The 24,825-nt window shown below is 40.6% G+C and carries 21 protein-coding genes; 3 read left to right on the top strand and 18 right to left on the bottom strand.

Annotated elements, in window-relative coordinates:
• Positions 1-316 precede the first annotated feature (316 nt).
• From dnaJ to hrcA, 4 genes are all read right to left on the bottom strand, one after another.
• Positions 317-1,504: a molecular chaperone DnaJ gene (gene dnaJ, locus ORH16_RS12625; RefSeq protein WP_265459192.1), complete on the bottom strand. Its 1,188-nt coding sequence runs from the start codon at positions 1,502-1,504 to the stop codon at positions 317-319.
• A 253-nt stretch (positions 1,505-1,757) separates the two neighbouring features.
• Complete coding sequence (gene dnaK, locus ORH16_RS12620; RefSeq protein WP_265459191.1) at positions 1,758-3,587, bottom strand: molecular chaperone DnaK; 1,830 nt, start codon at positions 3,585-3,587, stop codon at positions 1,758-1,760.
• Between the two features lie 54 nt (positions 3,588-3,641).
• Positions 3,642-4,184, bottom strand: a complete 543-nt coding sequence (grpE, locus tag ORH16_RS12615; protein ID WP_265459239.1) for a nucleotide exchange factor GrpE — start codon at positions 4,182-4,184, stop codon at positions 3,642-3,644.
• Between the two features lie 27 nt (positions 4,185-4,211).
• Entirely contained in the window at positions 4,212-5,246 is a 1,035-nt protein-coding gene (gene hrcA / locus ORH16_RS12610; protein WP_265459190.1) for a heat-inducible transcriptional repressor HrcA, read from the bottom strand.
• Between the two features lie 237 nt (positions 5,247-5,483).
• Here hrcA and hemW point away from each other — a divergent pair, with 237 nt between their 5' ends.
• Entirely contained in the window at positions 5,484-6,647 is a 1,164-nt protein-coding gene (hemW, locus tag ORH16_RS12605; RefSeq protein WP_416207858.1) for a radical SAM family heme chaperone HemW, read from the top strand.
• A gap of 80 nt (positions 6,648-6,727) precedes the next feature.
• Positions 6,728-7,543, top strand: coding sequence for an aldo/keto reductase family protein (locus ORH16_RS12600; RefSeq protein WP_265459188.1), 816 nt, complete (start codon positions 6,728-6,730; stop codon positions 7,541-7,543).
• A gap of 150 nt (positions 7,544-7,693) precedes the next feature.
• On the opposite strand, the gene ORH16_RS12595 is transcribed toward ORH16_RS12600, so the two are convergent.
• The 10 genes from ORH16_RS12595 to ORH16_RS12550 all read right to left on the bottom strand — a co-directional run bounded on the left by ORH16_RS12595 (position 7,694) and on the right by ORH16_RS12550 (position 18,904).
• The gene (locus ORH16_RS12595; RefSeq protein ID WP_416207863.1) at positions 7,694-9,430 is read right to left on the bottom strand and encodes an ABC transporter ATP-binding protein; all 1,737 of its coding nucleotides are present in this window, start codon (positions 9,428-9,430) and stop codon (positions 7,694-7,696) included.
• A gap of 274 nt (positions 9,431-9,704) precedes the next feature.
• On the bottom strand, positions 9,705-10,448 hold the full coding sequence (locus ORH16_RS12590; protein ID WP_265459186.1) for a MarR family winged helix-turn-helix transcriptional regulator: 744 nt from the start codon (positions 10,446-10,448) through the stop codon (positions 9,705-9,707).
• An 81-nt stretch (positions 10,449-10,529) separates the two neighbouring features.
• Entirely contained in the window at positions 10,530-12,233 is a 1,704-nt protein-coding gene (locus ORH16_RS12585) for a hypothetical protein (protein WP_265459185.1), read from the bottom strand.
• A gap of 266 nt (positions 12,234-12,499) precedes the next feature.
• On the bottom strand, positions 12,500-12,814 hold the full coding sequence (locus ORH16_RS12580) for a carboxymuconolactone decarboxylase family protein (RefSeq protein WP_265459184.1): 315 nt from the start codon (positions 12,812-12,814) through the stop codon (positions 12,500-12,502).
• Positions 12,815-12,847: 33 nt separating this feature from the next.
• Positions 12,848-13,252, bottom strand: coding sequence for a cupin domain-containing protein (locus tag ORH16_RS12575; protein WP_265459183.1), 405 nt, complete (start codon positions 13,250-13,252; stop codon positions 12,848-12,850).
• A gap of 21 nt (positions 13,253-13,273) precedes the next feature.
• Entirely contained in the window at positions 13,274-13,783 is a 510-nt protein-coding gene (locus ORH16_RS12570) for a flavodoxin (RefSeq protein ID WP_265459182.1), read from the bottom strand.
• 66 nt (positions 13,784-13,849) lie between these two features.
• Positions 13,850-14,734, bottom strand: a complete 885-nt coding sequence (locus ORH16_RS12565) for a LysR family transcriptional regulator (RefSeq protein WP_265459238.1) — start codon at positions 14,732-14,734, stop codon at positions 13,850-13,852.
• Positions 14,735-14,747: 13 nt separating this feature from the next.
• Positions 14,748-16,919 (bottom strand): DUF4129 domain-containing transglutaminase family protein, encoded by a 2,172-nt coding sequence (locus tag ORH16_RS12560; protein ID WP_265459181.1) that lies wholly within the window; start codon positions 16,917-16,919, stop codon positions 14,748-14,750.
• Positions 16,912-17,961 (bottom strand): DUF58 domain-containing protein, encoded by a 1,050-nt coding sequence (locus ORH16_RS12555; protein WP_265459180.1) that lies wholly within the window; start codon positions 17,959-17,961, stop codon positions 16,912-16,914. The genes ORH16_RS12560 and ORH16_RS12555 overlap by 8 nt, the downstream gene beginning before the upstream one ends.
• Before the next feature lies 1 nt (position 17,962).
• Positions 17,963-18,904, bottom strand: coding sequence for an AAA family ATPase (locus ORH16_RS12550; RefSeq protein ID WP_265459179.1), 942 nt, complete (start codon positions 18,902-18,904; stop codon positions 17,963-17,965).
• 243 nt (positions 18,905-19,147) lie between these two features.
• On the opposite strand from ORH16_RS12550, the gene ORH16_RS12545 reads away from it, so the two are divergent.
• Positions 19,148-19,468: a hypothetical protein gene (locus ORH16_RS12545; protein ID WP_265459178.1), complete on the top strand. Its 321-nt coding sequence runs from the start codon at positions 19,148-19,150 to the stop codon at positions 19,466-19,468.
• 214 nt (positions 19,469-19,682) lie between these two features.
• Here the strand turns inward: ORH16_RS12545 and ORH16_RS12540 are convergent, their stop codons facing one another.
• From ORH16_RS12540 to ORH16_RS12525, 4 genes are all read right to left on the bottom strand, one after another.
• On the bottom strand, positions 19,683-20,882 hold the full coding sequence (locus ORH16_RS12540; RefSeq protein ID WP_265459177.1) for an ABC transporter permease: 1,200 nt from the start codon (positions 20,880-20,882) through the stop codon (positions 19,683-19,685).
• Complete coding sequence (locus ORH16_RS12535) at positions 20,879-21,562, bottom strand: ABC transporter ATP-binding protein (protein WP_265459176.1); 684 nt, start codon at positions 21,560-21,562, stop codon at positions 20,879-20,881. Before ORH16_RS12535 ends, ORH16_RS12540 begins: the two co-directional genes overlap by 4 nt.
• A complete protein-coding gene (locus ORH16_RS12530) occupies positions 21,563-23,515 on the bottom strand; it encodes a hypothetical protein (RefSeq protein ID WP_265459175.1) in 1,953 nt (650 codons plus the stop codon).
• A gap of 304 nt (positions 23,516-23,819) precedes the next feature.
• Positions 23,820-24,692, bottom strand: coding sequence for a cation diffusion facilitator family transporter (locus ORH16_RS12525; protein ID WP_265459174.1), 873 nt, complete (start codon positions 24,690-24,692; stop codon positions 23,820-23,822).
• Positions 24,693-24,825: the final 133 nt, after the last annotated feature.

The following is a 24,825-nucleotide window of genomic DNA, read 5'->3' as shown; positions in this document are numbered from 1 at the left end:
TTCAGGTTAATACCAGCCAAAAAATTTTGACTAACTGTTGATATTACCGCGGCCACTAGCGACCACCGATTACTCCCCTAAGGACGTATTTCTATATTCGTTATCATAACGAAGTTAGTGGCCAAAAGCAACTGATGCAGCCTGTCAACTTTTTTTCAACCACAGAATTTTTGAAGGAGTTACTTCAAAAGCTGCTGTGCCGCCAGTTTAATTATTATTGCTGCAAGTCAAAAGACATTTTATCTAGAGAAAAAAATTTTAAGCTTCTTCACTAGCAAAACTTCTTTGAGCTTATCCAGGAAATTCTTAACAAAAATTATTTTTTCTTTTTGCCGCCGCCAAAAGCGTCCTTCATTTTGTCGAAGAAGCCCTCTTCTTGCTGTTCGCTGACTTGGGAATCGCCACCAGCATCTGCAAATGCTCGTAACGCTTCTTTTTGCTTGTCGTTTAAATTTTTCGGCGTAATAATCCGTACTGTCACATGTTGATCACCGTTGGCATTGCCCCGTAATCTCGGTGCTCCTTTGCCTCTTAAACGAAATTCCTTGCCAGTTTGAGTGCCGGCGGGAATTTTCATTTTCACATCTCCGTGAACTGTCGGTACTTGGACTTCATCTCCTAGAGCTGCCTGAACAAAGCTCAAAGGCAAATCATAGAAAATTTCGCCGCCGTCCCGATCAAAAATATCACTTTCTTCGACACGGAAGACCACATATAAATCGCCATAAGGTCCGCCATTGGTACCGGCTTCCCCTTGGTTTTGCAGACGCATTTGTTGTCCATCTTCTACACCGGCAGGTACGTTCACTTTAACAGAATGGGCTTGTTTTTCATGACCAGAACCATGACAAGTTGGACATGGTTCTTTAATTTCTTTACCAGTTCCATGGCAGACATCACAGGTTTGACGACTCATGACCCGGCCTAGTGGTGTTTGGCGTTCAACATTAATTGAACCTGAACCATGACACTTATGACAAGTCACAGGCTGCGTACCTGGCTTAGCACCATTTCCGTTACAGGTGTGACACACTTCTTCACGATTGTATTTGATTTCTTTTTCAGTCCCAAAAATCGCATCTTCAAAAGCTAAATCAACCGTGTATTGTAAATCCGCTCCTTGTCTTGGGGCATTGGGATCAACGCTGCGACCACCGCCGCCAAAGAAAGAATCAAAAATATCTTCAAAACCGCCGAAGCCGCCACTGCTGTAGCTGCCGCCACCGCCACCGAAACCGCCAAAGCCACCAAAACCGCCAGCGCCGCCACCATAATTTGGATCAGTTCCTGCGTGACCGTATTGATCGTAGGCTGCTTTTTTCTGAGGATCGCTTAAAATTTCATAGGCTTCAGAAATTTCTTTAAACTTGTCTTCGGCATCCGCTTCTTTATTAATGTCGGGATGGTATTGTTTAGAAAGTTTTCGGTAGGCTTTTTTGATCTCATCATCTGTTGCCCCTTTGGTCAGTCCGAGCACTTCATAATAATCTCTTTTCGTTGCCATCGGCTTCCTCCTTGACGTAAATCTGCTTACAAATCCTCGATTTACGCTTCACTCATTATTTTTCCTAATTGTTTCAATTAAATCCGTCTTACGAATCCAAATTATCATACCATATTTATTAGAGAATCTGAACAGTTTCACTGCATTCTCCTAAAAATATTGGTGGCTCTTAAGCAGACGAATACCAATCAAAAAGCCAAAGCAGAAGCTTTGGCTTTTCAAACAACTTAGCAGACTAGCTGCTGGTTAAACATTATTTATTGTCACCGTCAACTTCTTCAAAATCTGCATCGACAACATCATCAGCACCGCCTTGAGCTGCTTCTGGGTTAGCTTCTGCTTGTTGTTGTGCTGCTTGTTCATAAAGTTTTACTGATAAGTTTTGCACGATTTCGTTTAGCGCATCCCGTTTAGTCTTCATTTCTTCAATATTGTTCGCTTCAACGGCTGCTTTCAATTCATCACGGGCATCTTCCGCTTTTTTGACTTCGTCAGCATCGACTTTGCCTTCAAGCTCCTTCAAGGTTTTATCGACTGTGAATAACAAAGCATCCACATCGTTACGTAAATCAACTTCTTCTTTACGAGCTTTATCAGCATCGGCATTTGCTTCAGCATCTTTAACCATCCGTTCGATTTCATCATCGGATAAGCCTGAAGAAGATTTAATCGTGATTGTTTGTTCTTTTTGCGTGCCTAAGTCCTTCGCAGAAACATTTACGATACCATTTTTATCGATATCAAATGATACTTCAATTTGTGGAATACCACGAGGTGCTGGTGGAATATCCGTTAATTGGAAGCGTCCTAAAGTTTTGTTGTCTGCTGCCATTGGCCGTTCACCTTGCAGCACATGAATATCAACTGCTGGTTGGTTGTCAGCCGCTGTTGAGAAGACTTGTGATTTACTAGTTGGAATCGTTGTATTTCTGTCGATTAATTTTGTGAAGACTCCACCCATTGTTTCAATACCTAATGATAATGGAGTTACGTCTAATAACACGACATCCTTCACATCACCAGTGATGACACCACCTTGAATAGCAGCCCCCATTGCAACTACTTCATCTGGGTTCACTGATTTATTGGGTTCTTTATTCGTTTCTTTGCGGACTGCTTCAACCACTGCTGGAATCCGAGTTGAACCACCGACTAAAATTACTTCATCAATTTCAGATTGAGACAAGCCAGCATCTTTCAATGCTTGACGCACTGGTACTTTGGTTCTTTCAACTAAATCTAAAGTTAATTCATCAAATTTAGCGCGGGTTAAAGTCATTTCCAAGTGCAAAGGTCCAGCGTCGCCAGCTGTGATAAATGGCAAGCTGATTTGTGTGCTAGTGACACCGGATAAATCTTTTTTAGCTTTTTCAGCAGCGTCTTTTAACCGTTGTAAAGCCATTTTATCTTTGCCTAAGTCAATACCGTTTTCTTTTTTGAATTCTGCAACCATATGGTCGATAATTTTATTATCAAAGTCATCGCCACCTAGGTGATTGTCACCAGCAGTCGACAATACATCAAAGACGCCATCGCCTAATTCAAGGATGGAAACGTCAAAGGTACCACCACCAAGGTCAAAGACTAAGATTTTTTCATCTTTATCTGTTTTATCTAAACCATAAGCTAAAGCGGCTGCTGTTGGTTCATTGACAATCCGTTCAACTTCTAAACCGGCAATTTTACCAGCGTCTTTTGTTGCTTGGCGTTGGGCATCGTTGAAGTATGCAGGAACTGTAATAACAGCTTTTTCTACTTTTTCCCCTAAGTAATCTTCAGCAAAACCTTTGATATATTGTAAAATCATTGCTGAAATTTCTTGTGGTGTATAAGATTTGCCTTCTGCTTCAACTTTATAGCCTGCTTCACCCATGTGACGTTTGATGGAAGCAATTGTATGTGGATTAGTTACTGCTTGACGTTTTGCTACTTCACCCACTTGAATTTCACCATTTTTAAATGAAACAACAGATGGTGTTGTACGGTTGCCTTCTGGATTGGCGATAATTTTTGCTTCGCCGCCTTCAAGAACTGCAACTGCTGAGTTTGTTGTACCTAAGTCAATACCGATAATTTTACTCATAATTAATTTCTCCTCACTGTAACTTTTTTATCTTTTATTTTTAGAATAGCTTTTTTATTGAGCCACGATAACCATCGCTGGTCTTAACACGCGGTCATGTAATTTATAGCCCTTTTGCAAAACTTCAACAACCGTTTCACTAGGAGCGTCATCATTGGCTGGAATCGTTTGAACAGCTTGATGTAGATTAGGATCAAAGGTTTCTCCCATTGCAGAAATTTCTTCGATGCCTTCTTCCTTCAACGCAACTTGCAAACTTTCCAAAACCATCATAATGCCTTTTTTCAAACTGGCACCCTGTTCATCATCCACTTCAATTGCTAAAGCCCGCTCTAAATTATCTAGAGATGGCAAGACTTTTTTTGCTAAGTCTTGGGAACGATATTTTTGCATCGTTTCTCTTTCGCTGCGATTGCGGTTGGTGATATTGGCGATTTCCGCCCGAGCTCTTAAAAACTTATCCTCCATATCAGAAAGATCAGCATTTAATTTTTCCAGCTCTGTCAAAACTTCGACTTCTTCGACTAATTCTTGATTGGCATCCGCTTCTTCAAGATTTTCAGGTTGCTCTTTTAATTCTTCGTCTTTTTCTGCCATCGTATAAACTTCCCTTCTATTCATTGGTTAACCGTCTAATTCCCGGTAGTAATCCTCCAAACGATCGGCAAGTTCTTGGCGGAAGACATCCACTAAGCCGAACATTTTCGAATAAGGCATGCTCGTCGGTCCTAATAATGCAATCATGCCCCGACCGTGACCTTGAATATCATAGGTCGCTTGAATCAGACTTAGATTGTCTAATAAATTATTTCCGATTTCAGAACCAATTTTTATTGAAATCCCGCCCTCTGCTGGTACAAAAAGCTGACTCAATTCATCCGAATCCTTCATAAATGAATAGGCTGATTTAAATTCTGTCAAATTTTGACTAGGATTAAAATCCAACAAATTCATCCGACCGCTCACGTAAACTTTTTCTTCAAAGGCTTGACCCAGCATACTATTAAATAAGCTGACCAATCCATCCGTTGTTTGGAAATACTTGTGAAGAATCATCGGAATTTCTGTCCGCAACCGATGGTAAACCGTCAACAAAGGCTCGCCGACTAATTTATCATTGATAATTCGAACAATTTTTTCTAAATCCTCACCGGTAACTCCTTCAGGAATTTTGAAAATTTGGTTTTCGACATTGCCTTTGTCCGTCACAATCAAAGCAATGACTTGGCGATCATTTAAAGGGACAATCCGAAAACCGGTCAATTTCCTTTCCTTGACTTCAGGACCTAAAGAAAATGCCGTATAGCTGGTCAATTGGGCTAAAACATCAGCAGAACCTTCAATGATTTCATTGATTTCGTGAAATTCCTTTTTAAAGGATTGACGAATTTTCAAGACATCATTGTTGGCAATTTGAGTTGGTTCCAACAAATAATCCACATAATAACGATAGCCGGCTAAGGAAGGAATTCTTCCTGAAGATGAATGGGTCTTTTGTAATAACCCATGCTCTTCCAATGCCTTCATATCATTGCGAATTGTTGCAGAACTGGCTGAGATGCCCTCCTCCATCAACTTTTTCGAGCCGACGGGTAATCCAGTTTCGGTATAATTCTGAATGATGAGCCGTAAGATATTTTTTTGTCTGTCTGTTAACATCTCAATCACCTTCATCATTTGTTTTAGCACTCTTCACTATCAAGTGCTAACACAAGTATTAATATACCATATTCTCCAGAGAAGTCAAGGAAAACGATGCAAAAATTAGCACTTGTTTTATCCGAGTGCTAATTGCTTTTTTTCAGAACATTTCTATCATTGGAAAAGTTTCTTCTATATTAAGTCTAAATAAAGTATGATACTATTTACAAAGAAATTGAACCACGAGGAGTCCAAATGATGGAAACAAAAAAAATTTTACAACCGGTCTCGGCCTATTTACATATTCCTTTTTGCGAGCATATTTGCTATTACTGTGACTTTAATAAAGTTTTTCTAGAGGGCCAGCCAGTTGATGAATATATTGAAGCATTACTAAAAGAAATTCAATTGACGAAAGCGCGCTTCCCTGTTGAAGAAATGGCTACTCTCTATATTGGTGGCGGAACGCCTACTTCCCTCTCAGCAAAACAATTGGATCGCTTGTTATCCGGTGTGCGAGAGCTGCTGCCCTTCAATGATCAAAATGAATTTACTGTTGAAGCTAATCCGGGTGATTTAACTCAAGAAAAATTACAGGTGATGAAAAATTACGGCGTCAACCGTTTATCGATGGGCGTACAAACCTTTGATGATAAATTACTGAAAAAAATTGGTCGCAAACACACCGCTGCTGATGTCTATGAAACGATGGCCTTTTTAGAAAAGGAAAATTTTGAAAATGTTAGCATCGATTTGATTTATGCGCTGCCGGGACAAACCTTGGAAAGCTTTCGTGATACCTTAAAGCGGGCAATTGAATTGGATTTGCCCCATTACTCCTTGTATTCCTTAATTTTAGAAAATAAAACCATGTTTATGAATTGGGTACGGCAAGGTCGGCTGGAATTGCCAGATCAAGATATTGAAAGTCAAATGTTTGCCGAGACGATTGAACTGATGGCAAGTGGCAATCGGCAACAATACGAAGTTAGTAATTTTGCAATTCCCGGCAAGGAAAGCCAGCATAACTTAGTTTATTGGAACAACGAACATTATTTCGGTCTGGGAGCAGGTGCCAGTGGTTATCTCGGCAATATCCGCTATAAAAATCACGGCCCGATTCAGCACTATTTAGCGCCTTTACGAGACAATCAGCTACCGATTCGTGAAGAAGAAAAGTTGAGTCGCACTAACCAGATGGAAGAAGAAATGTTTTTAGGATTGCGAAAACGCCAAGGCATTTCACCAGCGCATTTCGCTGAAAAATTTCAAGTGTCACTGGATTCAGTTTATGGACTGGTGATTGAAGAATTAATTCAAGAAAATTTATTAATGCAACGAGAGGATTATCTGGCTCTAACAGAGGAAGGCTTGTTTTTGGGGAATGATGTCTTTGAGCGGTTCTTATTAGATGATTAAATCCAATCAAAACAATTGACTTATAGCCCACTCTAAGTTTTATACTTAAATTGTAACTAAAATTGAAAGTAGGGATTTATATGACAGTCTTAACAGAAAATTTTCGTTTAGCCAATGGAAACTTAATTCCAAAGCTGGCTTTAGGCACTTGGCAGTCCAGTGTAGCAGAAGCCTATGAAGCTTCAAAAATTGCTCTAGCAAACGGTTATCGCCACATTGATACAGCGGCAGCTTACCACAATGAAGACGCAGTCGGTAAAGCGGTAAGAGAATCTGGTTTACCACGGGAAGAAGTTTACATCACTACTAAAGTACCTGCTGAATTAAAAACTTATCAAGAAGCTGTGAAAAGCATTGATAATTCTTTGAAGGAATTGGACCTTGGTTATATTGACTTGATTTTGATTCATGCCCCTCGCCCTTGGTCTTTGATGCGGGACAGCGGTGACAATGATTTTAAAAAAGAAAATTTAGAGGTTTGGCGGGCTTTAGAAGAAGCTTACACAGATGGCAAAGTCAAAGCAATCGGCGTTTCTAATTTTAGTATTGATGATTTGCAAAATATTTTTGACCACGGCACGATGAAGCCAATGGCCAATCAATTTATCTATCACATTGGTCGAACGGATGATGAACTGGTGGCTTTTTGCCAAGACAATGATGTCTTAGTTGAAGGCTACTCACCAATTGGCACTGGCCGTTTGTTAGGCAATACTGAATTACAAGCCATTGCCGATAAGTATGACAAGAGTATTCCTCAGTTAGCAATCCGTTACCTACTGGAAAAAAATATCTTACCTTTACCAAAATCAGTTCACGAAAAATATATTATCGACAACGCCAAAGTCGATTTTGAAATCACCCCTGAAGATATGGCAACATTAGATAAGTTTTAAAAAAAGGTTACAACATAAGTAGATTGATAAAATTTTTCGATTTCGCTTATAAATTTGCGGATAGCAATTCTTTATCGCAAATTTACGAGCGAAGCAGTCCAGTCAAGGCTGCTTCGAAAAATTCTGGCTTACTTTATGTTGTAACCTTTTTTATGCATTAACAATTTGTTCTTGTACGTATGTGCTATAAAGGGGATGACTGGCTATTAATTCTGTATGAGTGCCATGTCCTGTGACTTGCCCTTTTTCAATGAAATAGATTTGGTCAGCATCTACAATGGTAGACAAGCGATGGGCAATTACTAAAGTTGTGCGCCCCTCCATCAAGGAATCCAAAGCTCGCTGAACTTTCTCTTCAGACTGGGAGTCTAAGCTGGCAGTTGCTTCATCCAACATCAATATTTTGGGATTTCGTAAAAAGGCTCGGGCGATGGCAATTCGTTGTTTTTGACCACCGGATAATTTAACGCCCCGTTCACCGATTTCTGTTTCCAATTGCTCAGGAAAATCTTTGACAAATTGATCGGCATAGGCTAGCTCTAGGCCCCGCCATAATTCCTCTTCTGACAATTCTTTGTCCAAACCATATTGTAAATTATCACGGATACTGCCAGCAAAAACCGCACTGTCTTGTGAAACGTAGCCAATTTGCGAGCGCCAATCTGTCAAGTCAAGGGCCGCCACATTTTCATCACCGATTAAGATTGTACCACTGGTAGGTTGATAAAATCGTTCCAATAAAGCAAAAATCGTCGACTTACCGCCGCCACTCGGCCCTGCAAAAGCGACCACTGTATTGGGCTTGGCTTCAAAGGAAATATTTTCTAAAACCGGATGCAGTGCATCATATGAAAAGGATAAATCTTTGACTTGCAATTTTTGACCAACCACATCAAAATCTTCACCAGCACCGACTGGTTCTAGCGGTGTGTGTAAAATTTGTTCAATTCTTTGCGTGGCTCCCATCGCTTTTTGCAATTGAGAAAAGAATAAGGCAAAGCTGGTGGCTGGTGCAATAATATTAAAGAGATACAGTAAAAATGCCACCAGTTCACCACTGGTTAATGTGCCGGCCTGTACTCTGACGGCTCCATAACCAAGAATTCCGACAAATAGCCCCAACATCACAGTCATCATAATCGGTTGCAAAACGGCTTCTATCTTGGCATCTTTAATCCCTAATTTAAAAATTTTATCGATAAAACGACGACCGCTATGTTCTTCATAAGTTTCACCATTACTAGATTTAATTAAACGAATCTCCGATAATTTTTCACTGGCCTCGCCATTAAACTCCGCTGTAGCAGCTTGTAATTGCCGGCCGATTTTTGACATCATCCGGCCAATTGGCAACATAATTAAGGCGATTAGCGGAACTGCGGTAAAAATTAAAGCCGCCATTTTCCAATCCATCCAGACTAAAATAATTAATGAGCCCACCAATTGAATGCCACCGGTGATAAAATTAGGAAATTGCGAGGTCACTAAATCTTTGATAACGGAAGTATCATTCACTAAGCGGGAGCTACTCTCACCGGATTTATTTTCATCAAAATAGCCTACCGGCAAGCGCAACAAATGGTCCCACAAATTTTCCCGCAACTTCTTGACAGATTCTTCTCCAACATAACGGAGGAAAAAGCCTCCTAAAGTCCCAAAGCCTAATTGAGCAACAAAGGCCAGCAAAAGTGTCATCAACATTTTTGTATCAATTCTAGTTAAGACACTGGTATCGACCAAACCTTTTGTCAGCTGGGGTACTATTAGACTGGCACCGGAAGTCACCAAACTTAAGAGCATCCCTAGTAGAAATAAAGATTTTCGTGGGTTGACACTGTTAATAAATTTTAAAAAATCACCAATCTTAATGACTTTTTCCTTTGGCATTTCTTCCTTTACGACAATTCCTCTGTCTGCCATTTTACTTATCCTCCTAGTCAATCAAGCTGCTTTTTTGCCGCTTGACCTGAAACTGCACATTAAAGCCTAGAACTAATTTTTCGATTAAGAGATTCTACCAAAATTCATTTTGAAAAGGCTGAAAGACTTTCTAATTTTTAGTACACAAAGTAATTCCCTTCAATAATTAATGAATCTTAAATTAATCTCCAATAGCCGAAAAATACTCTCAAGGATTCCATCACAGCTTTTCTTCAAATTCTTAAAAATCTTGCCACTCGTCGTCGGAATCCTTGTCCACAGGTTTCTTCTTATCAAATGAACCGGAATATTCTTGCCAATCCTCTGGGTTGCCCCAGAAATTACCTGGGAATTGACGACCGAAGTTGTGGCCAAAGTCTTTCATTTCTCGACGATGCTGGAAGGCCTGTTGCTTCATCTCATGACGCATATTTTTTCGTAATTTACGAAATTCTTCCGGGCTCAGTTGGTCCCAATCTTGTCCCCATTGGTCTGCAAACTGCTGACGGAAATTTTGCATCATCTGCAAACGATCCAGTGGGTCCATAAAACGGGGCGCTTCTCGTTGAAATTTTTCCTCCCAGCCTTCTGGAATTTTTTCCAACAGCTCTTGAAATTCTAATTGCTCCGCTTCGTTCAAGCCTTTAAAAAAGGCTTCACTGCGATTTTGTCCATTGGTAACGGCGGTTGCTTTTTTGCGACCCGCCTCAGATAAATAGACTCGCTTGATTCGCTTATCCTGCTCATCTTCTTGGCGGTAAATATCGCCGGCGGTTTCCATTTTCTTTAAGACTTCTGCTAATGAACTAGGACGAATATCTAAAATCTCGGCTAACTGGCTTTGAACTAAACCATCTTCTTCAGACAATATCTGTAGCACTCGTTTTTGTCCGGAGAGATTTTCTTCCTTTAAACTGACAAATTGATTACTCGCTAAGCCAACAAAGCGCAGCTGTTTCATTAGTTGATCGGTTAATTTACTCATCAAAAATTCCTTCTTTCAATTTAAATAAGTTCGGCACCTAACTTAAATCTAAAATGATTATAGTTAGGTACCGAACTTTTGTCAAGGGATTTCTTTTTTTCTTTTTCTTATAAGATAAAAACTATAGCCAACTAAAGTAAGCACAGAAATTGCTTCGCTTGCTTTATGGATCCAGGGTTCTTGATAGCTGATTTGCAATTGATACTGGCCTGCTGGTAAATCAAAGCCAATTGTTTTGCTGTCAGAGACAACCGTCTTGACCTTCTGCTGATGCTGATCAATCACTACTAAGCCGCTGTAGGCAATCACCGGTGTAACAACATAGTTTTTTGTCGCTGTCAAAGTTAAATCTAGTTCAATCCCGCTTGCATTACCTTGATAATCCATCACAGTTTCCTGTTGATTAATAAAACCAACTTTCTCTAAAATATTCCTTTTTTCGGTTTTATTTAAGTCCTTCGGCAGATAATCACGATTTTGATAGTCTTGATAATGTTGTGACGCCTCAACTTGCTTTTGTGACAACATTAAATTAGCCGGATCGCGAATTTGAATCAAATTTTCGACGCTGACAATCGCCAGCACTGCTAAGAGCGTCGCCAGTAGAACTGGCAGGCGCCGTGTTGCTGAGTGTCGTTTTACAAGCCAATCAGACAAGAGAACCGCTCCTAAATAATAACTAAAAATCCCTAAAAAGGGCATCAAACGAAACGGAAACTGCATTAAAATTAGTGGCGTATTTTGAAAAAACTGCCACGGAAAGAAGGTCGTCAAACTGATGAAAAAAACTAGCGACCAGCCGAAACAATTTTTAAGAAAGCTAGATTGCCGCAAAATATTTGTCGGGCTCTTGAAATAACTCCATAGACAACTACCTAAAATTACTGAAATTACTAGACCAAAGCTCATATAACCAAGATAATTATCCAAAGAATTGGCTAGAATCGTCCACAAATTATAGGCCTGCTGCTGCAAATCATAGGTCTTAACGGAATTAATTCCAATGGTCAGCATTTGATAAACCATCGGAACTAGACTGGCTGATGATAATAATCCCGCCAGCAATGCCGCTTGGATAAAATTGCTGATAACTTTTTTATTGACTTGTTTTTTACATCCGTAAAAAATTAACATTAAGCCTAAGACTAACGAAACCAAAATTAACGATAAGATGTGTGTATATGCTAAGAGCACCATTCCCAGCACGAGCCAATGTTTTTTACGACCGTTGTCTTTTAAAATGCTATAAAATCCAGCAAAGATTAACGGATAAAAACTGAGTGCCACAAATTCTCCCAGCGCCATCCGTTCATAAAAACAAATCAAACGATAATGGGAAAAACCATATAACAGTGAAAATATGTAAGGCACAAAAAGTCTAGCCTGCCGATTCAAATTGGGTAATGCCTGCTTAGTCAAATAGCAGGCGGTGTAATACGCGATTAAAAAAGTGATAAAAGTTAGCAGAATGACATACAGATAAAGCCCTGTGATTACTGAATGAAATAAAGCTGATAAGACCGCAATCGGTACCACTGAAGTCAGCGGTGGATAAAAAAGATTCACACCATAAAAAATCTGACTATGACCAAAAACCGCTACTTCCTGTTGCCACCCAGTCGCTTTTAATTGCTCTAACAAACTAAAAATCCGTCCAAAATGAAAAGCATAATCATCTCCCCGCAAAATTACCATTTGAAGATGCTGCCAGTCAAAAGCCGGTAAAACATACAACACTGAAAAAATAAAAAAAACTAAGAAAATTTTTCGCCGGCCCTTTTGCATTTGCCCACCTCTTTTCAACAAGCTATGGAATACTACAGCTTAACTGATAGTCCATTATTAGTCTAACAAGGGAGATTAAATAAAAAGATGGGAAAATATAAACAATTGGTAAACTATTTTTCATACAAAAAAAGCCGACGAGTAGCCGGCTTGAAATAGTTTAAGAAAATCTACTGGCACCATGAAGTTACCAGAATCTGTAACATGATTTTTGCTTACAGACGACTCTCCGATTTTTTTGTATCTTGTTGCGCAAATTATTTAACTTAGTCTTGATAAATTTCTTTTGCCAAATTGAAGGCAGACCAGGCTTTAGGCCAGCCAGTATAAAAGGCTAAATGGGTAATTAATTCGACGATTTCTTCTTTGGTCACACCATTTTTCTTCGCAATATTTAAATGGGCTTCTAGTTGGGGAACACCTTGGGTCATCAAGCTAGCCACGGTAATTAAACTGCGGTCATGGGGGGACATTTGACTTTCCCTTGCCCAGACTTCACCAAATAGTACGTCGTCGTTTAATGCTGCAAATTGCGGTGCAAATTCACCTAAATTATCTCTACCTGCTGTTTGTTTTTCCATAATCAATCATCCTCTCTTAATTGAACTATCTGCTTAAAGTGCATCGTAAATTTGATCCGTAACTGGTTCTAACCATTCTGCTTGACCAGCAGTGATAGCCAAATGTTCAAACCAACTATCCTTAGCGGCGCCATGCCAATGTTTAACCCCATCATGGGTAACGACAACATCTCCCGGCACTAATTTTCTCGCCGGCTGGCCATCTTCTTGGTACCAGCCTTCGCCGCCAGTCACTAATAAAATTTGAAAACCATTTTTATGAATATGCCAATTATTGCGACAGCCGGGTTCAAACGTAACATTGCCGACGCCGACACTGACATCGGGATCTGTAACTAAATTATTTAAATAACTTTGGCCAATAAAATATTGGGCGTAAGCATCGTTGGGTTCTCCTGCTGAAAAAATAATACCGTCTTTGACTTCTTCGTTTTTCATTACTATAACCTCCGAAATTTTTTATTTCTTAAAACAATCTGAATGGTACTGATGCAGCCAATTGGCAATTGCCCGATCTGAGCGACTGACGTTACTGCCACGAATGGCGAGACCGGTTTTGATTTGACTGGCGGCAAGCAATTGCTGCAGATTTTCAATGCTAGCACCTAAGCCACTGCCTTCATGGGTGGCAAAGGGATAAATAATCTGATTAGCGGAAACCATTTTTTCTAAAAAAGTCGTCACCACCATCGGAAAGGTGCCCCACCAAATGGGATAACCGAGAAAAATTTCCTGATGCTCGGCCAAATCAATCGGCAAAGGTTGAAAGGCCGGCCGTAAATTTTGCTTTTTTTCGGCTTCGGCAATTGTAGTTGTCGCTGAATAACTTTCAGGATACGGTTTAACCGGTTTTAATTCGGCAATTTCAGCTGACAATTGCTGGCTAATCTTTTGGGCCAACTCAGCTGTATGGCCGCTTTTAGAAAAATAAATGACCACACTCATGACTACATCACCTCCATTTCCCATTGTCCTTACTACTCCTTTATGATAGTCTCCTATCTTCATTTGGTCTAATACTTCATAAAAAAAGAACTATGCTTTGAAAGCATAGTTCATCCGTTGAATAAATTCTTTGACGACTGGCGCTTGCACTTTATGCTTGCGCCAGACGAAGACACATTCAGTTTCAATTTTTGGTGACAAGGGAATAAATTTCACCTCGTCGGAATGGTGATAGCTAGTGGCGCCTTTAATCACCAACGCTGAGGCCACTCGATTTTCAACAAGGGCAATCACATTAAAAATTAAATTGTACACGCCCTTAATGTTCAATTGACTAATCTTAGTATGTGCCCAATTGGCTACCATTTCCTGAACTTCACTGCGGCGACTGACTAATAGCGGCACGCCAATTAAATCTTCTGGAGTGATTGTATTCTTACTGGCTAAAAAACTTGTCCCTTCCACCAGCAATCCCCAAACTTCTTTTCTAGGCAGCAGAACGCTGTGATATTTTTCCGTTGCAATCGGGTTGAGTAAGATGGCGACATCCAGTAGGCCTAAATCCAACTTCTCGATAATTTCTTCACCAGTACTACTAAAGATTTCAAAGCTGACCTGAGGATAATCTTCGACAAATTCCTCCAGCATCAGCGCTAAAGTATCGGAATTATCCGCCTCAACGCAGCCAATCGAAATTTTTCCGCTAAAGAGCGTTTGCCGCTGATCTAAAAATTCCTGTTGCGTTTTATCCGCCAACTGGATAATTTCTTGGGCCCGTTCCCGTAAAAAAATCCCGGCCTCTGTCAGTACTAACTGCTTGTGTTCTCTTTGAAACAGCTCGACACCTAATTCCTCCTCCAGCTCTTTTAGCTGGCGGCTCAAGGTCGGTTGGGTAATATTTAAATTTTTAGCTGCTTTAGAGATATTGCCCTGTTCGGCGATAGCTAAAAAATACCGATAACTTCTCAACTCCATCATGCTTTACCTGCTATTCTTTATTTTTTCTTGGATAGGTTAACTTCTTGGCAACTTGCCATAATAATTGCCGTGTCTCTGGCGAAGTTTTTTCTATCCCGCTACCGTATAATGCTGCTTCGTATGCTTCAGTTACAACGGCGAAGTCTGCTAATTGCGTTTCTTCAGCAAAACGCTGTGCATAAGCCATTAGTGTTTCTGATGGCTCACGAGGAACTTTTTTCTCAGCTTTTTTCAAAATACATGGATACCCTTCAAGCAGCGCCTGCGGTTTATTCAAAACAAGACGCAGTCGAATTAGCAACCAATTAAAACTGATAATCAAGGCTACAAGTGACGTCAAAAGTAAAGCAGCTGCCAGATAAACTAAATCAGTATAATCTCTTTGGCTTGACGCTGCTGTCTCCTCCGTTGACTCTTCTGAACTGACTTGACTACTTGTTGTAGAAGTTGTTGCTTGCGTGCTACTGGAACTGGCTGAAGGTGTTGCTTCAGCGGAACTTTCTGGTGTCTCAGCTTCCTCTGTTATTGTCGGCCGATCTGGATTACTAAAACTCGGCGTCGGTTCAAAAGGCAGCCAACCGAAACCGGAAAAATAAACCTCCACCCATGAATGGGCATTGTTATTGGTTACTGTATAAAGATAATCTTCACCATCACGACTGCGGCTACCGGGAGCAAAGCCCTTGGTCCAACGGGCGGGAATCCCCAATGTTCGCAGCATTACGACCATCGAACTGGAAAAATTATCACAGTAGCCCACCTGTGTTTCAAAAAGAAATTGATCGACATAATCCTGCCCTTCTTCAATGACTGCCGCATCGACCTTTGAATAGCGGAAGGTGGAGGAATTTTTTAAATAATCCTCCACAGCAAGCACTTGATTGTATAAGCCAAAGACATCAGTCGTCACTTGAGTGGCCAGCTCGCCAACACGACTCGGCAAATTTTCCGGCAGCTGAAGATAATCAACTGCAGTATCTGTAGGCGTTTGAATATGAACATTTTCTAAATCACTGGCATTATATGAAAAATCCTGCCAGTTGATTGTTGCCGCAATCGGTGCTGCTAAATTTTGAACATCCACCCTCCGAATTTCTTCTTGAACATAGGCCGCCGCCCCTGGATTAGATATTGCAATAGTATTGGCACCATAGGGTAGAGCTAGATAACTGGCTTGGCTTGTATACGAAAGTTCAATGGTTTGCGCTTCAGCGTATGTCTGCTGATAATCATAATCGCTTACCGATAAATTGGCGGGATCAACATGAGTGGCATTTTCAGCCTCAGTGGCAAACCAGCCGGCTCCTGAGTAAAAATCTTTGCTTTCAACCCGCCAATAATGACTGCTAGCTTGGCGAGCTGTAAAAATTTCTGCATTGTCATCTAATAACGGCCCTCCCAATGAGCTATCGTCTTCACTAAAACCCATGCGGGACACACTGGCAGTTCCTTGGCTGCCGACAAAATCATAAAATCCCGTAGCATTCAGCTGCGTCCGAAAATTTGCAGTCGTCAGCATTAATGAATTGCGGATGCCTGTGGAAGGCAGATACTCAGCAACTGCAAAGATAACCAAAGTCAAACCAATGCCGGTCAACAGCAACGTTAATTTGTATTTCCCCTGCCAATAATTATTCTTTAAAAAAACGGAAAGAATGCCGCAGCTGGCAATAATCAAGGCCTGCAGCGTAAAATTTAAACCAGGATGATAGAGACTGGTCATTAAAAGGTACCCAATCATCAGGCTGTAACCAAAGAAAAAAATTTTAAAATGAATGAATAATACTAAAAGTAAAATAGAAAGCAATAATAAGAGCAGCATCGCTAAAATTTCACCAATATAGGCCCCAGAGTTTATCAGCTGTTCAACGCCTTGGTCAAGGCCATCCTTAAAACGAATCAGCCAAGTAAGTCCAATTGGCAGATTGTAAGGAAAAAAATGATGATAGCCAAACAAAAGGGCTGCCAGCACCAGTAAAGATTTCAACCAGACTTTATTCAGCAGCAGTAGCATGGCAGCAACAACTGCAAAAAAAGTAAAAGCGAAAAAATTATCTGATAAGGAATAAGCCTGTAAAAAAACCGTGAAGGCAGTAGCAACACTTAAATAAGCTAAAAAAGCCAAGAGCCCATCTGCTTTTAGCTTTTCGCCGTTGACAAAGATGGAACGGGATCTAACCACGGGCCTCGCCCCCTTTTTCTGGTAATTCTACTGCAGTCAGTTGTTGGATTTGTTTAATATCTAAGACTTGAATTTTTTTCCGCCGCTGATTTTCTTGCAGGAAAGCCACTAATTCAGGCGTCTGAACTGGCGTGATGACTAAGACTTGGCTGCCTTTAAATTTTGGCAGCACTGGTGTTTCAGTGAAGGGCTTGATAGTCGCAAATGTTTCCGTCTCAATTAAGGTACCGGTTTTTAGTTGCTGACCGACGATAATCTGGTAAAAATTGGCATTTTGCGCCAATAATTTTTGTAACGAATAATACCAGCTGAGGCTTTCCTCAAACTCAGCAGCTGCTTGGCCCCAAAAAACTAAGACCACCTCACTGGGCCGCTCCATTTCCTGTTCCCGATAAACCAAGGTGCGCTCTTTACTGGAAAGTTTCCAATCAATATTTTTTAAAGGATCCCCGGGACGATAATCCCGATAGCTTTTGATGGAAAAATTATTTTCGCCAATCAGACTCAACTTTTGGCTAGTTTTAAAATTGCGTAATAACAAATACGCTTCTGCTTTAACCTCCGGCAGTACAATTAATTCTTGCTTCATCTGAATGCGCTGCGTCTTGCTGAACAATTCAACTAAATCGGTCGCTGTTACTTTTAAGGGCAGCTCATGATAGACTCCCCGTTCTTTCGCTTGAATGGTGACTTCAAGCTGTTGTCTTTTACCTCGGTAGCCAACGATTCGCCATGTTTGATCACTCCACTCAGGAAAATTAATAAACAATTTTCCAAAAGGTAGCAAACGACTGCCCATTTTTTCGATGAGCACTTCCATTTTTAAAGGCTGAAATCGGTAACTGTAAACTGAATCATGGCTGATGAAAGTAATTTTTCTGAGAAAGGGTAAAATCGTCAACAGATTAATCAAAAACAATAGCCCAAAGAAAAAGAGCAGGCTCCAGCCGATTTGAGTATTGAAGGCGGCTGCGTAAAAAATCAAGAAAGCAAAAAGCAGCAGCGTCAAAATCAGTTTGAAGAAAAACCTGAGCCACTTCATACTAGCGCCTCACTGGAACGGCTGTCTGCTGTAAAATTTGCTCCATCACCTCAGCATTTTTTTCAGAGCTGGCGGCTAGCCCGCCTTTTAGTAAAAGGCGATGACCGAAGACCGCAGGCATAATTTTTTGCAAGTCCGCTGGTGTCACAAACATTCTGCTTTGGGTCAGGGCAAAGGCTTTGGCACCTTGAATAAAAGCAATCGCTCCACGGGGACTAATCCCGAGCTCCACTGCATTGTGGCGCCGACTATTGCGAACTAAATCAAGAGCATAACGGGCAACCTGCTCATCAATATAGACTTGCTTAACGGTTTCTTTTAATTGTGACAGCGCTCGGTCAGATAAAATCGGACGGATATCCTCAACAGACTGCTGCTTTTCCCCTAACAATAGCTGCAGCTCATTCTCATAATCAGGATAGCCAATATGTAAACGAAATAAAAAGCGATCCAGTTGTGCTTCTGGCAAAGGAAAGGTACCTTCATATTCAATTGGATTTTGCGTTGCTAAAACAAAAAAGTGGGGACTTAATGGATAGGTTTGATTGTCAATCGTGACGTGACCTTCAGACATCGCCTCCAACAGAGCGGCCTGTGTCCGAGGAGTAGTACGGTTAATTTCATCAGCTAATAAAATCGAGGTAAAAATGGCGCCTTTACGAAATTCAAACTGATGGGTTTCTGAATTAAAAATCGAAACCCCTAAAATATCATTCGGCAATAAATCCGGAGTAAACTGAATTCTGGCATAATCGCTTTCAACGGCCTTGGCCAAGGCCTTCACCAACTGTGTTTTTCCTACGCCGGGTATATCTTCAAATAGTACATGGCCACCAGCCAGTAACGCAGCCACCGTCATTTGAATAATTTCCCGCTTACCAAAGACCACCTTCTCCACTTCATTAATTAACTGCTGAATTTTATCAAAAATCTGCTCATCCATTCGAACGCCCCCTATTTCCCCAGAATTAATTCTTCTCTTCTATTTTACTTGATGAACCTCACTCTAAGTCAACTAATAAACTAAAAATCGACGATAATTTTTTATTAAATTAGCGATAACGGTTTAATTTTAGAAAAACTTAAGGCAGCTTCATAGAAAAAACAAGTCTGACCATTATTTTCTTCATGGAAGTTCTGTACCATTTTTTTAAGCTACAAACTAATTTAGCGAGGAGGAATGCATATGATTACCGCCCTTCAATGTCAGCCCCACAGTCAAGAATTTTTTGCCGCTATTGCCTTAAGAAAGCAACTCCTCCACCAGCCGATAAACTTTTATCGGGAAGCTAAGTATCAGACCTTTGCCCTTATAGAAGAACAAAAGGTGATTGCAGCAGTGACACTTCAGCTCTATGCCGGTAATTTTGTCCATATTCGCCAAGTGGTTTTTCTGCCGGAATATCAAAATGCAGCGAACGAGCGCCTGTTGAAAAATTTTATTTACAGCTATTTTCAAAGCCATCCAGGCAGCATCAGTGTCAAAACTTTAGCTAAGATAAATTAAAGATTATAACTAAGGACAAACAAACGGCTAGGCAACAAAGCTGACTAGCCGCTTACATGATTCTATTGAATTTATACCTCAATAACTTGTTGACAAAGAGCTCATAAGTCAGCTCTGCTAGCGTGGTTTTGTAATAATTTTCATTACTAATAAAAATTATCTTCTAGCAAGTGTTAAAGTATTTTGAAAAATTGTTTGCCATAGTTTTTTTGAATTAACGCAAGATATCAATCAAATCTTTGCGGGCCGCTTCTGAAGCCGGCATCACAGAGAAGATTAAGCCGATAGCACTGGAGACACCTACCGCCAAAGTGACGGTAAATAAATCGACCGAAACCGAAACCCCAACTAATGACCCGATTAAATAAGCCAAAAGAATCCCGATAATATAACCGATAATCCCGCCAACTAAGGTTAGCGACATCCCCTCCAACAAAAATTGCATCCGAATGGATCTTTTGGTGGCTCCCAAAGCTCGACGAATCCCAATTTCTTTGGTCCGCTCTGAGACTGAAATATACATCATATTCATAACACCCACACCGGCGATAAATAAAGAAATACCGGCGACAGCAGAAATAAATAAAGTAATTGTGCCTAAAACTTGGCCAACGCCATCTGTCAGCAAGGCGGTATCAAAAACTTGATAGTCGCCGTATTGCCGCATCGTGCCGCTGTCTTCTAGACGCTTGATAACATCTGTTGTGACAGTTCCCGGAGTTGCTCCGTCTTCTAAGATGACATTCACCGCATAAGCATCTGTATTTTCTGGAAAATAATACAGATAGCTACTTTGGGGAATTTCTAAATTGGTTTCCATCATTGAAAACATGCTTTCAGTTTCCGCCGCTTGAAAGACTCCGACAATTGTAAAGACTTGACCGTTAATCGTAACTCCACCGTTTACGGCATTTTCAGCACTACCGTATAAATCCTCAGCAGTTTGAGAATCAACAACTAGCACTTTATTGCGAATTTGATCATCTTCGCTTGTTAAGCTGCGGCCAAATTCGACTGGTCGGCTGTTGTCTTCCGTTAAGGAAATCATTTTATATTGGCTTTCATTTTGAATCATTAAATTTTGCTGCATCATTGAATAATCCGGCTCAGGAAATTTTGCCGATGCAACTCCCTCTACACTATCAATCAACGTGAGATCTTGGTCATTAAAAAAACTCAGATTGCTATTGTAAATACTTTCATCCGTCGCAGTAAAATTGACTTGAATTGTCACCTGATCAGAATCATTGCCCTGCAGGCTACGAATCGTGTCCCGCTCAAAGCCCCGACCAATTGCTAAAATGGCAATAACCGCTGCAATTCCGATAATAATCCCAAACATCGTCAAAATACTGCGTTTGCGATTTTTAAAAATCGCTTTGGTGGCAGTCCGCCAATTCACGTAAAATTTCATCGAATCAGCTCCTTATCCTCAATAATCGCACCATCACGAATGCTGATTAATCGATCGCAATAAGGTACTAGTTCTGGGTCGTGGGTGACTAAAATAATCGTGGACTGCTCTTGTTTATTCAAATCCACGAATAAATTCATAATATCAGCTGAAGTGTGGGTATCTAAAGCCCCCGTCGGTTCATCAGCAATAATAAATTTCGGCTGATTAATCAGTGCTCGTGCAATCGCTACCCGCTGCTGCTGCCCACCAGAAAGTTGTTTGGGATGTTTGTCGGCTTTATTTTTTAAGCCGACTTTGTCTAAAGCCGCCAAAACTTTTTCCTTTGTTTGATGCAGCCCATAGCCGTTGTATAAAAGTGGCAGCTCAACATTTTCAAAAACCGTATTATTTTCAATTAAGCTAAAATTTTGGAAAACAAAACCGACTGTCTGATTGCGAACCTTTGACAAGACATCATCAGATGACGAGAGCAACGATTGCCCTTCAAACAAGTACTCCCCTTCAAATTTCCGGTCAATAAAACCTAATAAATTAATTAACGTCGATTTTCCGGAACCAGAAGGCCCCATAATCGCCATCATCTCACCGGCGTTAACATGTAGATTAATATCTTTTAAAACATGGAGTGTTTCCTCGTCGGTTTTATAATATTTATTTACATTGATTAAATCAATCATTTAATTCACCATCACTTCCAGACCATCCGTTAGCTGGTCATCTGGATTGGTGATAATTTGTGCGCCTTGCTCTAGCCCTTCCCGGACCACAGTCACACCAGATTGATCCTCTGCGGTGATAGCCGTTTTGACTGCCTGACCGTCTACCACTTGATAGGCAAATTGCATCTCACCTTCTGTGACAACTGCTGAAGCAGGGATGCGTAATTCTTCTAACGGTAACGTCACTTGACAGCTGTAGCCATATTGCATGTCACTCTCTGGTTTCACCGTGAAGGTATAATTGGCTGTTGTGGTAGTCGCTCCCGTAGCTGCGGCTGCCGCGGCTGCATCAGGTAATAAATTAACTTGGGTAATTGTACCGTTGACCGATTGGTCGCTGCTAACAGCGCGAGCAGTGACTGTTCTACCAACAACAATCCGATGATAATCATATTCTGAAACGGTTGTCTTAATGACAGTTGCCTTGCTGACAACTTGAATCACAGGTACTGTAGCACTCATTTGACCTTCTTCATTGACAATCGCAATGCCGTCAATTTCAGCAGTGACTTGTGTGGCTACACGACTGCGCAAATCTTCGACGTTGCTGTTCGCGTTGCTGACTTCTAAATTGGCAGCGTCAACTGCTTGTTGCGCTTGTTGAATGACATCATCTTGAGCAGTTATCGATTGTGTATATTGATCAATCAAAGCCTGTTGTTCTTGGCGAGTCACTTGGCCTTCAGGAGAATTCGCATCAGCCCCATTGAAACGATTGCGGGCTGTTGTTAAATTAGCTTGAATTTCATTTTTTCGCGTTTGTGCACTTTGCAGACTAGCAGACGCATTTGTTGCTTGTAAATTTAAAGTACTTAATTGCTGTTCTGCTGTTTTTACTTGTTCTGCCACTTCATCACTTTGATAAGAAAGGATGGGCGTACCAGCAGCAACTTCTTGGCCATTTGCCACTAAAATTTCACTGATCCGGCCTTTAGTTGCATCTAAATAAACATCGCTAGTTTGTTCAGCCTCGACAGTCCCATTAAAGGTTAACGGGTCAGCCATTGTGACCTCGGCGGTGGTATAACTTGGTAACGCTGAAGCCTCATTATTTTGAGAAGCCATAAAAGCCATCATCCCACCGACAAGCAACGCAATAGCAGCTACTCCTGCCAAAACACCAAAAATTATTTTTTGCTTTTTCGAAAAACGCGGCTCTTTTTTGCGAGTTCCGCTAGTCGCAGCTAGAGAGCTCGCTGGTTTAGTCTTAGCCGCTAGTTCTGACGCTTTCTCATCAGTTTTAACTTCTACTTGAGACTCTTTTACAATTTCTGTTACGCTGTCGTCTGCTTTCAGCTCATCATTTAGTTCTTCTGCTGCGACAACTGCCGCTGGTTCTGGAACAATTTTTTCAGCCTCTAGCTCAGCTCGGGAAATATCCGCTTCTAAAATAGCCCCTTTGACCTTGCGCAAATTTAATAAAGCCATCAAGGCAGGGACAAGCACAAATAAAGACCCAATGATAACCCCAATTGCTGAAAAAATACTCAAGACACTGCTGACTCCACTCAAGCTGGGATCTCCTAAATCAATTTGCGGAGTTAAAACTAAAGTGTAGATGACATTCACCACGACCAAAGCAAACTGCAAATAATAAGGAATGGTATTCGGCAACTTTTCTTGATTTAGTTTACGATTATTTTTAAACAGCAGCACAACAACTGCAATATCGATTAATAAAGTTATGATGGCATAAGCTTTTACCACAAGACTATCTTGAAAAGCAAATAATTGCTCGCTGATAGCTACGGTTTCCTCTGGTAGATTGGATATGTCCGCCATTTGGGGATTTAAGGTTGTTGGTATATTGGCAATTCCCATAATTGCACTTAGACCAACAATAATTAACAGCACCATATTCCAAGTTTTAGTCTTCTTAAAAAACCTTTCTACCTTTTCTGAATGATTCATTTTTCTCCTCCAATAAACGCTTTTTCCAAACCCTCTCCTATAGCCTATCATTTTATTTTAAAAAAACAATCTTTCCTGAAAAATTTCAACAAAATAAAGCAGATCCAAAGATTTTTTTTAATGTAGACTACTTTACAAGGAAAATTTTTCTTCATGGAATTAGTTTTTTTGTGCTATGTTGTCGTTTGATTGTGTTAAGATTTTTTTCAAAAAAATTGCTAGAGCAGTGGGCTATCAAGAAACTGCGAATCTAGTTTCTTGACAGACTTTCCACACTCTAGCAAGTTCATCGTTATCTATAGTTTTATTCTGAAGGCTCTACATGGATGTCTGTATCAAAAACACCGCAGTTTAGCCGCAGCATTTCTTCAATTTCATCCGTGATTTGATGACTGCGGGCCACTGTCATCTGCGGGTCCATTGCCACAACGATATCTAAGAAAATATTGGCTCCGTAAGACCGACCGCGAATATTCAAGACTTCTTCAATCCCGACAATGTTTTCAATTCGTTCGGTATAATCAGTCAGCAATGTCTGATCAAAACCATCAGATAAGGAAAAGACACTATCCTTAAAGATATCGAAGGCCGTTTTTAAAATTAAAACAGCTACCCCAACAGCCGCTAAACTGTCAATCCAACCTAAATTAAAAGTTGCGGCTAACACGGCCACAGCTGTTGCAATACTTGTCCAAGCATCACTGCGATTATCCTTAGCCGCTGCCAAAAGTGCCGAGCTATTAACTTTTTGCGAAAGCTTTTTATTATAAAAATAAACTCCATACATAAAGACAGCCGAGACCACACCGACAATTGCCGCCACAAAGTCTGGCGCTTGCGTGTTCCCAGAAAGTAAATTAGTGATGGAAGAATAAAAAACCTCGAGCCCCACCATCAGCATAATAAACGAGGTGACTAGACTAGCCACATTTTCTGCCTTCCAATGGCCATAGCGATGATCCTCATCCGCTGGCTTTTGGGCTAAGCGCAGACCGATTAAAACCGCCACCGAAGCAATAATATCCGTCACATTATTTAAACCGTCAGCTCGTAAGGCCTCCGAATTTGCTAAATTTCCAACTGCCAGTTTGACAATCGAGACCAATATATAGGCGATAATACTAATAATCGCACCCTTCTCAGCCTGCCTCAATTCCCGTGAGCGTTCTTCAATCATCTAATCCCTCCAAAAAAAGTAACTTTTAAGAGTGTATTACTTTTTTGGAAACAAGTGTTGAAAATTTGAAAAATATAATCATTTTGGCTTTCAGAAAAATTTTTTTGGGCATCCTAAAATTAAAATTTTGGGA

It is taken from the genome of Enterococcus sp. HY326 (genome assembly GCF_026157065.1).
In the GTDB taxonomy this organism is placed as follows: Bacteria; Bacillota; Bacilli; order Lactobacillales; family Enterococcaceae; genus HY326.
Note: the sequence above shows the minus strand (reverse complement) of the source record. Positions and strands in the feature narration are given on the sequence as shown.